The sequence below is a fragment of the Mesorhizobium sp. A556 genome, from assembly GCF_054489545.1.
In genome coordinates this window covers 217,748-232,003 of the sequence record NZ_JBTMXA010000004.1, presented here as the reverse complement: position 1 = coordinate 232,003, position 14,256 = coordinate 217,748, and the positions used below count along the sequence as shown (strand labels likewise).

Here is a 14,256-nt window from a genome sequence, read left to right as displayed (position 1 = left end):
AAGGTCCGTGATGAGAAAAATCCAGCCCTGTTTTCGTCGTGGCGGTCGCCTGCTGGCCGGCCTGATCGCGATTGTGGCGCTTCTGGCGCTTGGCGCGCAGCCCTCGGCGGCGGCGGAAAAGGCCAAGGACCTGTTCGGCGCCAAGAGACTGCCGGCGGTGGCGGCGCCGCAATCCTTCGGTTTCTATTCCAAGGGGTGTTTTGCCGGCGGCATGGCGATCGCCACCGACGGCCCGACCTGGCAGGCGATGCGGCCATCGCGCAATCGCCGCTGGGGCCATCCGACCATGATCGCCCTCATCGAAAAGCTGTCGCGGGACGCGGTCGCCATCGGCTGGCCGGGCCTGCTGCTGGGCGATATTTCGCAGCCGCGCGGCGGCCCGATGCTGACGGGCCATGCCTCGCACCAGATCGGGCTCGATGCCGACATCTGGTTCACGCCGATGCCCGACCGCCGCCTGTCAATCAGCGAGCGCGAGAACATGAGCGCCGTTTCGCTGGTCAACGAAAAGACGCACCGTGTTAAGGAAAATATCTGGAACCCGGTTTATGCGCGCCTGCTCCGGCAAGCGGCGAGCTATCCGGAAGTCGAACGCATCCTGGTCAATCCCGGCATCAAGAAGAAGCTGTGCGATACGGTGACCGGCGACCGTTCCTGGCTGCACAAGATCCGGCCGTTCTGGGGCCATGACTATCATTTCCATATCCGCATCGGCTGCCAGCCGGGTTCTCCTTCCTGCAAGCCGCAGCAGGCGACGCCGATGGACGACGGTTGCGGCAAGCCGCTGGCATGGTGGTTCACCGAGGAGCCATGGCGGCCCAACAAGAACCCCGATGCGCCGAAGGCACGCGACCTGATGACCATGGCCAACCTGCCGAAGCAATGCCAGGCCGTGCTCGACGCGCCAAGCCCGGTGTCTGCGGAAGCGGTCACCTACCATGGCGTCGGCGGCGCGCCGGCGGTTGCCGCGGCCCCGACCACGACGGTTCGCGCGGCCATCGAAGCCGCCGCGCCTATCCCGTTCAGCGCCAGCGCTTTTGCCCCGACTCCGGAGATCGGCATTCCGTTGCCGCTGCCCCGCCCCGGCCATTAGGGCCAATCGGCATTCAATCGATTCACGCGGTGTTTTTGGCGCTGTTTATAGGGCGCGCGGTGCTCGTTTCGCCATTGCGCGCGGCGGCGATCCTGCATAAGCCTCTTTCGCCATCATGGCCGACCGCCATTTGAAAATCGGAACGATCAGGACACTACATGCCGGCCACCAGCGACATCGAAACGCCATTGCGGTTTCCGATCCTGATCGGCGACATCGGCGGCACCAATGCCCGTTTCTCCATCGTCTTCGACGCGGTGACGGAAGCCTCCGAGCCTATCATCGTGCGAACGGCCAGTTTCGACACCATCGACGAGGCGATCCGGTCCGCGGTGCTCGATCATGCGCCCGTGCGCCCGAACTCGGCCGTTCTGGCCGTTGCCGGCCCCGTCGAAAGCGACGAAATCCCGCTCACCAATTGTCCGTGGATCGTCAAGCCGAAGCAGATGCTCGCCAATCTGGGCTTGAGCGACATCGTCGTGCTCAACGATTTCGAGGCGCAGGCGCTGGCGGTCGTGGCGCTGGGCGAAGAACATATGGAAAAGATCGGCGGCGGCGCGCCGGAACCGAATGCCGGGCGCGTCGTGCTCGGCCCCGGAACCGGCCTTGGCGTTGCCGGGCTGATCCATTCGGGCGGGCGCTGGATACCCGTTCCCGGCGAGGGCGGCCATATGGATATAGGTCCGCGCACCACGCGCGATTTCGAGGTGTTCCCGCATATCGAGAAACTGGAAAGTCGCATTTCCGGCGAGCAGATTTTGTGCGGGCGCGGGCTGGTCAACGTCTATCGGGCCGTGGCGGTTGCAGACGGCAAGCCTTCGCCGCTTGACCAGCCGGCCGAAATCACCGCTGCCGCGCTGGCTAAAACCGACCCGGTGGCGCAGGAGGCGCTGTCGATCTTTACCGCCTGCCTGGGACGCACCGCAGGCGATCTGGCCTTGGTGTTCATGAGCCGGGGCGGCGTTTTCCTGACCGGCGGCATCGCCCAGAAAATCCTGCCTGCTCTGAAGGACGGTAATTTTCGCGCCGCATTCGAAGACAAGGCCCCCCATCGCGCTCTGATGGGGACCATGCCGGTTTACGTCATCACGCAGCCGCTGGCGGCCCTGGCCGGCCTCGCCGCCTATGCGCGCATTCCCTCCCTTTTCGGCGTCGAGACGAGGGGACGACGCTGGAGAACGGCTCTGGCCTGAAGTTTCCATAGGCAAGCCGGCCTCCTGCCGCTATGAGGTGCACCGGAAGGTGGGGCTTCAAACAGGCAGCGCCGGCAATCGCGGAATGGCTCGTTGAAAGCAGATACCGAAAAGCACAGGGCCCAGCCCAGCGAGATCGTGGCGGTCATTCGCCGCATCCTTGCCGAGAACGGCCGCGAATATGCGTGGTACTACGCGCTTGCCATCTTGTGCCTGGTGCTGGTGGCGGGAACGACGGCGTTCACCGCCTGGATTATGCGCGACGTGATCGACGAGATTTTCTATCGCCAGCGCAGCGACCTGATCCTGCTGATCTGCGCGACGATCATGGCCGCCTTCGTCATTCGCGGGCTTGCCTCCTACGGCCAGGCGGTAACGCTGGCCAAGATCGGCAACAATCTGGTCGCGCGCTACCAGCGCCGCATCTTCGACCATGTGATGAAGCTGGGCGTCGGCTACTTCAACGACACGCGCTCGGGCCGGCTTGCCGCCCAGATCAACGAGAACGTCAACGGCATCCGCGACCTGCTCGGCATGACGCTGACCTCGATCGCGCGCGACGCGGTATCGCTGATTGCTTTGGTCGGGGTCATGATCGCGCAGGACCCGCTGCTGGCTGCGATGTCGCTGCTGATCGGCCCGCCCTTGGTCTACTCCGTCTCCTATCTCATGCGCCGGCTGCGCCGCGCCACGCGCGAGGCTGTGCAGATCAACTCGCACCTGATCGGCGCCATGCAGGAGGCGACGCAGGGCATCGCCATCGTCAAGGCCTTCACCATGGAGGAAGAGCTGGCGCGCCGCATCAGCATCCTCGTCGGCGAGGCCGAGCAGAAGGCCAACCGGATCGCCCGCGTGTCGGAACGGTTGACGCCGATCGCCGAAATTCTGGCCGGCTTCGCCGTCGCCGGCGTCATCGGCTATGCGGGCTACCGCGCCACCGCCGGCGGCCACCCGCCGGGCGCGATATTCTCGTTCATTTCAGCGTTGCTGCTCGCCTACGATCCGGCACGGCGGCTCGCCCGCGTTCAGGTCAACATGGAGCGTTCGCTGGTCAATGCGCGCATGATCTACGAATTGCTCGACCTCAAGCCGCAGCAGGGCGACGCACCGGACGCGCCCGCAATCCAGGTCGGCAAGGGCGAGGTCCGCTTCACGGATGTGTCCTTCAGCTATGCGCCGGAGGTGCCAGTGCTGCGGAGCTTGAGCTTCGTCGCCGCTGCCGGCAAGACGACCGCCATCGTCGGAGCTTCGGGAGCCGGCAAATCGACGCTGGTGGCCTTGCTGCAACGCTTTTACGACGTCGAGTCTGGCTCCATCGAGATCGATGGCCAGGACATTTCGAAGGTAACCAAGCGGTCGCTTCGCCAATCGCTCGCCTATGTCTCGCAGCAACCCTACCTGTTCGAAGGCACCATCCGCGACAATATTCGCTATGGGCGGCTTGAGGCGAGCGACGCCGAAATCGAACTGGCCGCACACCAGGCGGCGGCCGACGAATTCATCCGCCAGCAGCCGCAGGGCTACGACACGCCGGTCGGCGAAAACGGCGCGACGCTGTCGGGCGGGCAGCGCCAGCGCGTGTCGATTGCGCGCGCCATCGTGCGGCAGGCGCCGGTGCTTTTGCTGGACGAGGCGACATCGGCGCTGGACAATGAATCGGAAGCGCGGGTGCAGGATGCGCTGACCGAAATCATGCAGGGGCGCACCACCATCGTCATCGCGCACCGGCTTTCAACGGTCGTCAACGCCGATAACATCCTCGTTCTCGAGGAAGGCAGGCTGGTCGAAGAAGGCACGCATAAGTCGCTGATGGCACGGCCACACAGCATTTACGCACGTTTCCACCGCTTGCAGGGCGCGACCGGGCTAGGCCTCGTCGACGACGGGCAGCCGGCCCAGGTCTCGGCCGGCGAGACCGCTGCACAGCAGCCGGCGCGTGAACAGCAGGAGAACGAGAAAAAAGCATGAGCGACATGGAACTGGTGGTCGTGGGTGCTGGGGGCCGCATGGGCCAGACCTTGATCCGCACCCTTGCCGAAATGCCGGGCGTGCGCCTCGGCGGAGCCGTCGAAAGGGCCGGCTCGCCGGCGCTTGGCAAGGATGCAGGCGAACTTGCCGGGACCGGCGCGAACGGCATCATCATCGGCGATGACCCGCTACCCGTCTTCGCCAAAGCGGACGGCGTTGTCGACTTCACCGCGCCGGCGTCCAGCGTGGAATTTGCCGGCTATGCCGCGCAGGCCCGCATCGTCCACGTCATCGGCACCACCGGCTGTTCGACCGAGGACGACGCCAGCATCGCCGCCGCCGCGCGCCACGCCACCATCGTCAAGTCGGGCAATATGAGCCTCGGCGTCAATCTGCTCGCGGCGCTGGTGGAACAGGCCGCCGCCGCGCTGGATGCGGACGATTTCGACATCGAAATCCTGGAAATGCACCACCGGCACAAGGTCGACGCGCCGTCCGGCACGGCGCTGCTGCTCGGCGAAGCGGCCGCCGCAGGCCGGGCCGTCCCGCTTCCCGGCAACGATGTGCGTGTGCGCGACGGTCATACGGGCGCGCGAAAAACCGGCTCGATCGGCTTCGCGACACTGCGCGGCGGCTCGGTGGTCGGCGACCACTCCGTGCTGTTGGCTGGAACCGGCGAAACCATTACCCTTGCCCACCATGCCGGCGACCGGGCAATCTTCGCGCGGGGCGCAATCAAGGCGGCACTTTGGGCGCAGGGCAGGAAGCCCGGCCTTTATTCCATGCGCGACGTGCTCGGCCTGGGCTGAAATTTCTATCACCGAAGGGAGAAAATATGTCGGGAACTCTCGTGCTCGTGCGCCACGGCCAGAGCGAATGGAACCTGAAGAACCTGTTCACCGGCTGGCGCGATGTCGACCTGACAGAACAGGGCCATGCCGAAGCCAAGGCCGCCGGCCAGAAGCTGAAGGCGCGCGGGCTGAAATTCGACATCGCCTTCACCTCGGTGTTGGTGCGTGCGCAAAAGACATGCCAGCACATTCTGGACGCGGTCGGCCAAAGCGACCTGAAAACGATCCGCAACGTCGCGCTGAACGAGCGCGACTACGGCGACCTCTCCGGCCTCAACAAGGACGATGCGCGCAAGAAATGGGGCGAGGAGCAGGTGCATGTCTGGCGCCGCTCCTATGACGTGCCGCCGCCGGGCGGCGAGAGCCTGAAGGACACCGGCGCCCGTGTCTGGCCCTATTATTTGCACGATCTGCAGCCGCATGTGCTGTCCGGCGGCACGGTGCTGGTCGCGGCGCACGGCAATTCGCTGCGCGCGCTCATCATGGCGCTGGACGGAGCTTCGGGTGAAGACATCGTCAATCTCGAACTCGGCACCGGCGTGCCGATCATCTACCGGCTCAATGCCGATTCGACCGTCGCGTCCAAGGAAGTTCTGGCCGGCTGAACGCCGTTTTGCACGCCAAAGCATGGCAGCGCCGCGCCAAGTCGAAAAAGCGCGTTGACACTGCCGGTATGCCCGCTTACATGAGCGCGCACCAGCCCAGATGGCGGAATTGGTAGACGCGCACGGTTCAGGTCCGTGTGCCGCGAGGCGTGGAGGTTCGAGTCCTCTTCTGGGCACCATTCCATTCGAAAAAGCCTAGCAACTTCAATAAGTTGCTAGGCTTTTTCTTTTTCATGTCCCCGCTTCAATCCCTTTCCTTTCCCGTTCGATTGTGACCCCGACGCTTCACCCGGCCGGCGCGAAGGTGCGGCAGGGCTGGGGGAAAATGAATGCTTCGACCATTTTTGATCGCGCTGACAGCCAGCGGTCCTGCTCAGCCGACACAGGAGCAGACGATCGAAGAGCGAGGATCAGGCTATCAGGACGGCAAGAGCGCTGGCTGACAAGCACGTCGGCGTGATCGCCTGGAGCCGGGAGGCCAACCCGGATATCGGGGAGTATGGGCCGCCAACGACGCTGTTCGTTGCCGGCGACGTGCCGGATATGGAGTAAATGGAAAACCGCGTCAGGGATGGCGGCCTTAGCTCGATGCCGTGATGCCGCTTTAGAGCATCGGCCGAAGCAGCAACCAGCATCTTGCGCCTTACCCGGCATGTGATCTTCCGAACATAATCGATACGGTCGCCCCGCCTTATCGTCATCCCCATGCCGAATTAATTGCCTCCATGACTCCGTTTTTGCTTGCGCCTTGCCCTGTTGGGCTGATTATTTGTGCATTGACATTGAGCGAATTGGTCGAGGCGCGGGAGACGGCCTGATTTGATCGGTCGGTTGAGTGCATATTTGGGGGGTAGGATGTTTGGGACTTTTAAAGCTACCACAAACGATAATGACTACACAGATATTAAATCCTATTTTAATCATACCAACTTAGAGAATCTTATCACTAATGGACAAAGTATTACTATTAGTTTCAATAACGGAGATCTAAGCTACGGACTGCCGTCGACTCCATTTACTACTCTGGAGGATGGTAACCAAGATTTTATATCACGCTCTTCACATGGATTGCACCTCGATTTTAGCGGAGGAATTGGACAAGCCACATTCGTAGGCGGTGATCGGCATGATGTATTGATAGGTGGGAGCGCAGGCGATTTCCTGTTGGGTGGTGATGGTGACGACACGCTGGTGGGTGGTCCAGGTGCTGACACCCTGACCGGTGGCGCTGGAAACGATACCTTCAGTGGCACAGCAAGTGAACTGAACGGGGACACGATCACTGATCTTTCGATCGGCGATATAATTCAGCTTACGGACGGGAAAATATTTGAGAGTGTGGGCGTCAATCTAGGCGTAACTGAACTACAATTTTTCGTAAATGACGGCGTCTCTTCATTTTCAGAATACCTCAATACCGGCAATATCGGTGTCACAGGTGGCACGTTCAACCTCGCAAAGACAGAATTCAAAGTTACCGACGTCAACGATGCACCAACCGGCATCTCGCTGTCATTGACAACTATTGAAGAAAATGCCCCCGGAGCCATAGTCGGAACGCTGACAGCCACCGATCCCGATAGCTTCGACGCACATACCTATTCGCTTGTGTCCGGTGCTGGTGATACCGACAATGCCGGTTCGAGATCGACGGTACCCAACTGAAGCTACAAAGTGGCGTGGCGTTTGACTACGAAACCGATCCAACCGCCTCCGTGCGAGTGCAGGTGACCGATGCGTGGGGCAAGACCCATCAAGAGACACTGACGATCAACATCACGGACGAGAACGACGCGCCAACCGTGACCGGTCCGGTGACACTTATAGCATCCAACGAAGATGCGCTGCGCCTGATCACGATCACTGAGTTGACTGCCAGTGCATCAGATCAGGACGGCGATGCATTGGGCATTGAGAACTTGATCGTTAGCTCGGGCGGGCTGGTCAAGAATCTCGACGGCACATGGACCTATAAACCGGCGGCCAATGACGACACTGGCGTTACCTTTACCTATGACGTAATCGATGGCAATGGCGGCAGTATTTCGACCACTGCGACCCTCGACCTCCTGCCTGTCAGCGACGCGTCACCCAACACCGCGCCTTCCTTCACCGGCCCGAACCAGTGGAGTGTCGGGGAAAACCAGTTCTTCATCGCTCCGCTTGCCGCCAGCGATCCTGACGGCGATGCGTTGAGTTATACGATAGCCGGCGGCGACGATGCCGCTTTGTTCAGCATAGACGCCAAGACCGGCATGCTCTCCTTCGTCCACGCCCCGGACTTCGAAGCGCCCGGCTCGGCGGCGGGCAGCAATGAGTATCAGGTCCGCGTCGAGGTCTCGGACGGTTCTCGCGATGTCTCAAATCTGTTCCATGTCTCGGTAACCGACAGCGACGACGAGAACGTCGGCACGGCTGGCAATGACGTGTTTCATGCTGGTGCCGCCTTCGAGCATTTCCATGGCGATGCCGGGCGTGACACGGTGGTCTTCACCGGCGCACGCGATGCCTATACGATCGAGGTGCAGTCCGACGGCACGGTAACCGTCGCCTATGGCAATGGCATCGACACGCTGGAATCGATCGAGCGGCTTCAATTCGACGACGGCACGCTGGCCTTCGATGCCGACGGCAATGCCGGCCAGATGCTCCGGCTCTACCAGGCGGCATTCGGCAGGGAACCCGATGCCGAAGGACTGGGCTACTGGGTGCGGCACCAGGATGCGGGGCAATCCAGTTTCCAGGACGTGGCGCGAAGTTTTATGGCGTCGCCGGAATTCGCCCAGAACTATGGCAGCGAAGGTTCTCTATCCAATAGCGCCTTCATCAACCTGCTCTACGAGAACGTGCTCGGGCGCGAACCCGACGCCGACGGCTTTGCCTACTGGACCAACAAGCTGGACACCGGCCAGACCAATCACGGCGACCTCTTGGCTTTCTTCTCCGACAGCAACGAGAACATCGCCGGCACCGCAGACGCCGTCAGCCATGGCATCTGGTTCGTGTGAGCCGGGCCGTAAGCGCCTCCAACCTTGCCCATCCGGTATGAGGGGATTCTTTCGCCACTTCCTGCTCCGCCCCGGCCTCTGCTCGGCCGTGCCGACGATGCTTCGTCCTGTTTCCGTCTCTTTATCCGCATTTTAACTAATACAGCGCAGCCTCGGTGCACGGTGTTCTGCACGGGGTGGTGGAATGACTGGTTTCGATGACGAAGAAGAAGGGCCACGACGCAGCCTGTTCGAGCGCTGGCGGTCGATTGCCCGAGCGGCAGCAACCTACGCTCCGCCGCTCGTTTCGATAGCCGCGGCCATCGCGGCCGGTTATTTCAGCTACAACGCAGTTACGACGAAACCGCCGGAAGATATGACCAGGCTGGCGATATCGATCCTGAGATCCGACGATACGCCCCCGGAACTACGGGATTGGGCGACAAGCGCGCTCAAGATACAGACCGATCTTCCGCTGGCCAGATAGAAGCGCATGCGCTGAGCCGCGCCACGGGTCAGCGCCCTTGCCGGCCAGAGCTATTGATGGTTACCTGCCGGCATCGGTGATGTGCAGGGAGAGCGGTTATGGCTGACAGTTTCAAGCCTGGTGATGTCGTCCGGCTGAAGTCGGGCGGCCCACAGATGACCGTAAGCGACGCTTCGGCTGCCTCGGGTGCCGTCATGTGCAACTGGTTCAATCGCGAAGGTGACGTCTGGACCCCGCAGCATGCAGGCTTCAAGTCCGATCAGCTTGTGGCGGCCACTGCGCCTGCGGCCTAGGCGGTGTGACAGTCAGGTTTCGGGCGTGGATGGATTGTTGGAACGCTTGCAATGAGCTATCCGACTGTATCGAAATCCATCAAACCGAGGTCGCTTGATGAAAGACCATCACGACGAGTACATTTATACCAGGGACCATCGGACGCCGCAGGAGCGGCGAGCCGCCAACCGACAGGCGGCGTTCGGCTGGGTGTCCCTGATCGTCTTTACCTCCGCCGTCTTTATTCTGGCCCATTTTTTCCTTGTAAAATGATCCCACTCGCGGCCGGGTGGGACGCAGCCTCGCCGGCGGTGCCCCGACACTTTGATGGAGCATCGGAATAATCCGAAAACCGATCCCGCTTTTCGGGCCGATGCTCCAGCGATTATCGGCCTTGCAGAACGCGAACGATGGCCGGCGTTACCTGCCCTCTCGAAGCCGCGCTGATGTCCTTATGGGAAAGGCGGCCAGACGTAATGCCGCGCGTCAACCTCGAACAATAGGTTCGTGGCGTAGCGCGGACGGATGTGTTCATCACCTTGGCAATATTTTGGCGTGTTCGTAGCGGCTTGGCTGTTATATTCCGCGTACAGTTTGCGACGAACTCGCTGCGCAGAGCGGGACTGCCTTTGAGGGCTTCCTTGCTTGTCGCATAGCTGGTGGCGCTGACGCCGCAGCCGGTCAGCAAGATCGCCGACGAAAGCGCGATCAACGATTTGGCGAAGGTCATCCTTCCTCCTCTACAGTTGCCCGTCCCTTTGCGATCTTGCGGGTCGCATCCTGTTTGGTCAACCGCGGGGCAATGCCGGGCGCGCGGCGGCGCAATCGAGGCACTGGACTTGCGATCCTCGTATCGGTAACGAGGCAGGATGAAGCAAAACAGACTTTACCTCGTCATCGGTATCCTGATCGCGGCCGTGATTGCCCTGAGCATCTACGTCTATCATGAGGAAACCAAGCCGAAGGGCGTCGAACTCCACATCGACGAATCGGGCATTTCGGTTCAGGAGAACTAGGTCCCGGCCCGACGCGGAAATTGTCTGCGCAAGCTGAACCTTTCCGGCCATCCGGCGTTCCTTGATGGCTGCGGGTCGTGTCAACCGGGCTCGACGGTACGGTGAACAGGAAGCCTTTTTCCCGGTTTCTCTTCCTGGCCGACGAATTGGCAGACGAGCATCTACCCCGTCCGATCCGCAGCACCTTCCCTGAAGCACAGGAACAAACACAGCGATCCCTGGGCGGCGGACAACAGGGAACCTAAAGCCCTGCTCCATGTTGCTGTAGACCTGATCTCATAGGGAGCGGTGACCATGCGTGAAAAATCCGCCTACGAAACCGGAGCCCGGAAATATCCGGCCCGTACCGGCCCCGACCCCAGCGACGCCTTTTCGCAGGATGCCGCCGGCAACAAGCCGCCTGCAAGTGGCGTCGGCCTTACCGAAAATGCCGACGACCCGAGGAAAGACGAGCGCAAGTCCAGTCGCAAGCCGGGTCACAAGGATGCTTCGCCGGAACCCGACCATTCCGACCCGCCGCCCAGGGATACAAGAGAAGCGCCGACGCCAAACCCGAACGGCAAGCCGGCCAGGAAAGACGGCTGATGCATGGCGCCTGAAGTAGCCTCAGGTTGCGCCGCCGCCGCGAAAGCAACACCGGAAGAAGAATGCTGATTTTCACCTGCTAAGCGTGACTGAAAGTATGGATTTCGATCGGGTGAAATCGGGCGAAGACCGGTAGAAATAGATCTGCCCACGCGCCGAAATATATTCGGAATTGATGACCGGTATGATCGTCAATTCATGCCGAAGCGGCCGCGAAATATGAAATTATTCCTTGCAGGAAACGCGCGCCTGTTCTGACAAACTGTTTCCCGGCGACTCCAAACGTGTCTCGACGCCATGGAACCGCCCGAGAATTGCCCCAGTTGCTGCCTTATTTCCCCCGTTAACAGGTTCATTCTGTCAACGGAGCCCCTTCAACCGCATGAAGAACAGCAATCGGGCCGCGCTTGTCGTGGCAATCGCAGCGGCTGGCCTGATGGTCGCCGTGTCCGCCTCTCCCGCTTCGGCCAAATGCGGCAGCGCCTCTTGGTACGCGCTGCACTCCAAGACCGCTTCGGGCGAACGCATGAATCCCGCCGCGATGACCGCCGCCCACCGCTCGCTGCCGTTCGGAACCAGGCTCAAGGTTACCAATAAAAACAACGGCAAGAGCGTCGTCGTGCGCATCAACGACCGCGGCCCCTTCATCAAGGGACGTGTGCTGGATCTCTCCAGGGGCGCGGCACGCCAGCTCGGCTTCATCGGCGCTGGCCATACTTCGGTCTGCATGGCCCGTCTCTAAGCAGTTCGATGGAGCATCGGAATAATCCGAAACCGGTCACCCCTTTTCGGTCCGATGCTCTGGGCCGTTGATCTCCGCAACGAAGAACCTGCGGGGCTGCGTGTTGCATCTGCTTTGAACGGCGCGGCGGTTGAATTTAGCCGGCGTCACGGCTTTGAGCCGGGGTTTCAACGGCTTGGACCAAAGCATCAGGCCAATTCACCTGCATAACGTATTGCATCGCAGCAAATTTTCATTAACTTCGCTGTGAGACATTTAAGGCTCGGCGCTGCCGTCGTCCCTTTCCGGTCGAGGCAGCAGCGGAGTTTGCGATGCTCTATCAGCTCTACGAACAGAACCATGCCGCCTTGTGGCCCGCGCGTCTTTACGCCGACTTCACCAGGCTGCTCTATACCAGCCCGCTCAATCCGCTTTCGCACACGCCTTGGGGAAGATCGGTCGCGGCGGCGGCGGAGGTGTTCGAGCGCGCCACGCGCCGCTACGACAAGCCGGGCTTCGGTTTGGACACGACGGTCGTCGACTGGAAGACGGTGCCGGTCGTCGAAAAGACCGTGTGGTCCCGTCCCTTCTGCAACATCATCCATTTCGAGCGCGAAGTCCCCGCCGGGCGCAAGGCCGATCCGAAGCTTCTGATCGTCGCGCCGATGTCCGGCCACCATGCGACGCTGCTGCGCGGGACGGTCGAGGCGATGCTGCCTTACGCCGACGTCCACATCACCGATTGGCTCGATGCCCGCGACGTGCCCGTTTCCGCCTGCAAGTTCGACCTGGACGACTATATCGACTACATCATCGACATGCTTCATGCGCTCGGCCCGGACACGCATGTCATGGCCGTATGCCAGCCCTCCGTGCCGGTCTTGGCTGCCGTGGCGCTGATGGAAGCGCGCGGCGACCGTTTCGCGCCGGCGACGATGACGCTGATGGGCGGGCCGATCGACACGCGGCGCTGCCCGACCGCCGTCAACCGGCTGGCCGAGGAAAAAGGCAGCGACTGGTTCCGCGACCACGTCATCACGCAGGTTCCGTGGCCGGCGGCCGGCGTCGGCCGCGCCGTCTATCCGGGCTTCCTGCAGCTTTCGGGCTTCATCGGCATGAATCTCGACCGCCATCTCACCGCCCAAAAGACGTTCTTCCAGAACCTCGTGAAAAACGACGGCGACAGCGCGGCCAGGCACCGCGAGTTCTACGACGAATATCTGGCGGTGATGGACCTTACCGCCGAATTCTACCTCCAGACGGTGGATACGGTTTTTGTGCGCCAGGCCCTGCCAAAGGGCGAGATGACCCATCGCGGCATTCCGGTCGATCCATCGGCGATCCGCAATGTCGCGCTGTTCACGGTCGAAGGCGAAAACGACGATATTTCGGGCTTGGGCCAGACCAGGGCCGCGCACGATCTTTGCGTCAATGTCCCGGCGGACATGAAGGCGCACTACATGCAGCCGGACGTTGGCCACTACGGCGTCTTCAACGGCTCGCGCTTCCGTGCCGAGATCGTGCCGCGCATCGTCGACTTCATCTCCACCTACGGCAATCACGAAACGATCGACGTGAAGGCCAAGCCTGCCAGCATCGCCAAGGCTCAGGCCGCCAAGGCTCAGGCTGCCAAAATTCAGGCATAAGTCGCAAAGCCAGGCTCCAGGCCGTGCCGTGTTGCAGAACTGCCGCGGTCACAGGCAAGTGAGTAACCATGCCGCCAATCTGCTCGTCGCCGGAATTGACACGGACTGTTAATAGCCCTTAACGTTTCGTTAACAACAAGGGCGAGCGGGGACAATGATTTCCTCAACAGGGTGGAGGCTGCGCAAAAGCGTGGCTATCGGATTGGCGATGTCGGCCTGGTCGGTCGGTTCGGCGTTTGCCGGCGGGCCGATGGCCATTGGTGGCCTGACTTCCCAGCCGATCGGCCACTATGATTTCTGCAAGGCGCACAAGCGCGAATGCTCCATCCGCCCCGCCAACCAGGCACCGGCAGCGATGACCGGCGCCCTGTTGCGGCAACTGGCCAGCGTGTCGGCAGCGGTCAATGCCGCCGTCAAGCCAATGAGCGACATCGACATTTACGGCAAGGAAGAGGTCTGGGCCTATCCGGACAGCGGTGTCGGCGACTGCGAGGACTACGTGCTGGAAAAGCGGCGGCGGCTCAACCGCCTCGGCCTGTCGCTGGCGGATTTGTTGATTACCGTGGTGCGCAAGCCCGATGGCGAGGGCCACGCCGTGCTGACCGTGCGCACCGACAAGGGCGATTTTATCCTCGACAATTTGACCGACAAGGTGCGCGCCTGGGACCAGACCGGCTACCGTTTTCTCAAGCGCCAGGCGAGCGACAATACCGGCCGCTGGGTTTCGATCCGGGAAGGCCAGCAGCTTCTGGTCGGCTCCGTCCAGTAGAGCGTCATACAGTTCGATCTTGCGCAGGATCCGACCCGCTGCCGGCCGGTCCGTCTGGCGGT

General features: G+C 61.6%; 15 protein-coding genes and 1 tRNA gene. All 16 read left to right on the top strand.

The window, feature by feature from the left end:
- Positions 1-10: 10 nt before the first annotated feature.
- The 16 genes from mepA to ACX3P0_RS11450 all read left to right on the top strand — a co-directional run bounded on the left by mepA (position 11) and on the right by ACX3P0_RS11450 (position 14,194).
- Entirely contained in the window at positions 11-1,093 is a 1,083-nt protein-coding gene (gene mepA / locus ACX3P0_RS11525) for a penicillin-insensitive murein endopeptidase (protein ID WP_459088558.1), read from the top strand.
- A 158-nt stretch (positions 1,094-1,251) separates the two neighbouring features.
- Entirely contained in the window at positions 1,252-2,286 is a 1,035-nt protein-coding gene (locus ACX3P0_RS11520; protein WP_459088556.1) for a glucokinase, read from the top strand.
- Positions 2,287-2,379: 93 nt separating this feature from the next.
- Positions 2,380-4,254, top strand: a complete 1,875-nt coding sequence (locus ACX3P0_RS11515) for an ABC transporter ATP-binding protein (protein WP_459077546.1) — start codon at positions 2,380-2,382, stop codon at positions 4,252-4,254.
- On the top strand, positions 4,251-5,063 hold the full coding sequence (gene dapB, locus ACX3P0_RS11510) for a 4-hydroxy-tetrahydrodipicolinate reductase (protein WP_459088554.1): 813 nt from the start codon (positions 4,251-4,253) through the stop codon (positions 5,061-5,063). The genes ACX3P0_RS11515 and dapB overlap by 4 nt, the downstream gene beginning before the upstream one ends.
- Before the next feature lie 26 nt (positions 5,064-5,089).
- On the top strand, positions 5,090-5,710 hold the full coding sequence (locus ACX3P0_RS11505; protein ID WP_459088552.1) for a 2,3-bisphosphoglycerate-dependent phosphoglycerate mutase: 621 nt from the start codon (positions 5,090-5,092) through the stop codon (positions 5,708-5,710).
- 94 nt (positions 5,711-5,804) lie between these two features.
- A tRNA-Leu gene (locus ACX3P0_RS11500) sits at positions 5,805-5,889 on the top strand.
- A gap of 676 nt (positions 5,890-6,565) precedes the next feature.
- Positions 6,566-7,375, top strand: a complete 810-nt coding sequence (locus ACX3P0_RS11495; protein ID WP_459088550.1) for a hypothetical protein — start codon at positions 6,566-6,568, stop codon at positions 7,373-7,375.
- A 14-nt stretch (positions 7,376-7,389) separates the two neighbouring features.
- Entirely contained in the window at positions 7,390-8,718 is a 1,329-nt protein-coding gene (locus ACX3P0_RS11490) for a DUF4214 domain-containing protein (RefSeq protein ID WP_459088548.1), read from the top strand.
- A 184-nt stretch (positions 8,719-8,902) separates the two neighbouring features.
- Entirely contained in the window at positions 8,903-9,184 is a 282-nt protein-coding gene (locus tag ACX3P0_RS11485; protein WP_459088546.1) for a hypothetical protein, read from the top strand.
- Between the two features lie 98 nt (positions 9,185-9,282).
- Entirely contained in the window at positions 9,283-9,477 is a 195-nt protein-coding gene (locus tag ACX3P0_RS11480; protein WP_459077539.1) for a YodC family protein, read from the top strand.
- Positions 9,478-9,574: 97 nt separating this feature from the next.
- The gene (locus ACX3P0_RS11475) at positions 9,575-9,730 is read left to right on the top strand and encodes a hypothetical protein (RefSeq protein WP_459088545.1); all 156 of its coding nucleotides are present in this window, start codon (positions 9,575-9,577) and stop codon (positions 9,728-9,730) included.
- A 596-nt stretch (positions 9,731-10,326) separates the two neighbouring features.
- Positions 10,327-10,473, top strand: coding sequence for a hypothetical protein (locus ACX3P0_RS11470; protein ID WP_459088544.1), 147 nt, complete (start codon positions 10,327-10,329; stop codon positions 10,471-10,473).
- A 294-nt stretch (positions 10,474-10,767) separates the two neighbouring features.
- The gene (locus ACX3P0_RS11465; RefSeq protein WP_459077535.1) at positions 10,768-11,058 is read left to right on the top strand and encodes a hypothetical protein; all 291 of its coding nucleotides are present in this window, start codon (positions 10,768-10,770) and stop codon (positions 11,056-11,058) included.
- Positions 11,059-11,440: 382 nt separating this feature from the next.
- Positions 11,441-11,800, top strand: a complete 360-nt coding sequence (locus tag ACX3P0_RS11460) for a septal ring lytic transglycosylase RlpA family protein (protein WP_459088543.1) — start codon at positions 11,441-11,443, stop codon at positions 11,798-11,800.
- Positions 11,801-12,111: 311 nt separating this feature from the next.
- Entirely contained in the window at positions 12,112-13,425 is a 1,314-nt protein-coding gene (locus ACX3P0_RS11455) for a polyhydroxyalkanoate depolymerase (RefSeq protein ID WP_459088542.1), read from the top strand.
- A gap of 154 nt (positions 13,426-13,579) precedes the next feature.
- Positions 13,580-14,194: a transglutaminase-like cysteine peptidase gene (locus ACX3P0_RS11450; protein WP_459088541.1), complete on the top strand. Its 615-nt coding sequence runs from the start codon at positions 13,580-13,582 to the stop codon at positions 14,192-14,194.
- Positions 14,195-14,256: the final 62 nt, after the last annotated feature.

What these genes read in the sequence shown, in the direction of transcription:
- ACX3P0_RS11505 (WP_459088552.1), top strand. Translation starts at nt 5,090, where the DNA reads ATGTCGGGAACTCTCGTGCTCGTGCGCCACGGCCAGAGCGAATGGAAC.
- ACX3P0_RS11480 (WP_459077539.1), top strand. Translation starts at nt 9,283, where the DNA reads ATGGCTGACAGTTTCAAGCCTGGTGATGTCGTCCGGCTGAAGTCGGGC.
- ACX3P0_RS11495 (WP_459088550.1), top strand. Translation starts at nt 6,566, where the DNA reads ATGTTTGGGACTTTTAAAGCTACCACAAACGATAATGACTACACAGAT.
- dapB (WP_459088554.1), top strand. Translation starts at nt 4,251, where the DNA reads ATGAGCGACATGGAACTGGTGGTCGTGGGTGCTGGGGGCCGCATGGGC.
- mepA (WP_459088558.1), top strand. Translation starts at nt 11, where the DNA reads ATGAGAAAAATCCAGCCCTGTTTTCGTCGTGGCGGTCGCCTGCTGGCC.
- ACX3P0_RS11460 (WP_459088543.1), top strand. Translation starts at nt 11,441, where the DNA reads ATGAAGAACAGCAATCGGGCCGCGCTTGTCGTGGCAATCGCAGCGGCT.
- ACX3P0_RS11465 (WP_459077535.1), top strand. Translation starts at nt 10,768, where the DNA reads ATGCGTGAAAAATCCGCCTACGAAACCGGAGCCCGGAAATATCCGGCC.
- ACX3P0_RS11485 (WP_459088546.1), top strand. Translation starts at nt 8,903, where the DNA reads ATGACTGGTTTCGATGACGAAGAAGAAGGGCCACGACGCAGCCTGTTC.
- ACX3P0_RS11520 (WP_459088556.1), top strand. Translation starts at nt 1,252, where the DNA reads ATGCCGGCCACCAGCGACATCGAAACGCCATTGCGGTTTCCGATCCTG.
- ACX3P0_RS11475 (WP_459088545.1), top strand. Translation starts at nt 9,575, where the DNA reads ATGAAAGACCATCACGACGAGTACATTTATACCAGGGACCATCGGACG.
- ACX3P0_RS11450 (WP_459088541.1), top strand. Translation starts at nt 13,580, where the DNA reads ATGATTTCCTCAACAGGGTGGAGGCTGCGCAAAAGCGTGGCTATCGGA.
- ACX3P0_RS11470 (WP_459088544.1), top strand. Translation starts at nt 10,327, where the DNA reads ATGAAGCAAAACAGACTTTACCTCGTCATCGGTATCCTGATCGCGGCC.
- ACX3P0_RS11455 (WP_459088542.1), top strand. Translation starts at nt 12,112, where the DNA reads ATGCTCTATCAGCTCTACGAACAGAACCATGCCGCCTTGTGGCCCGCG.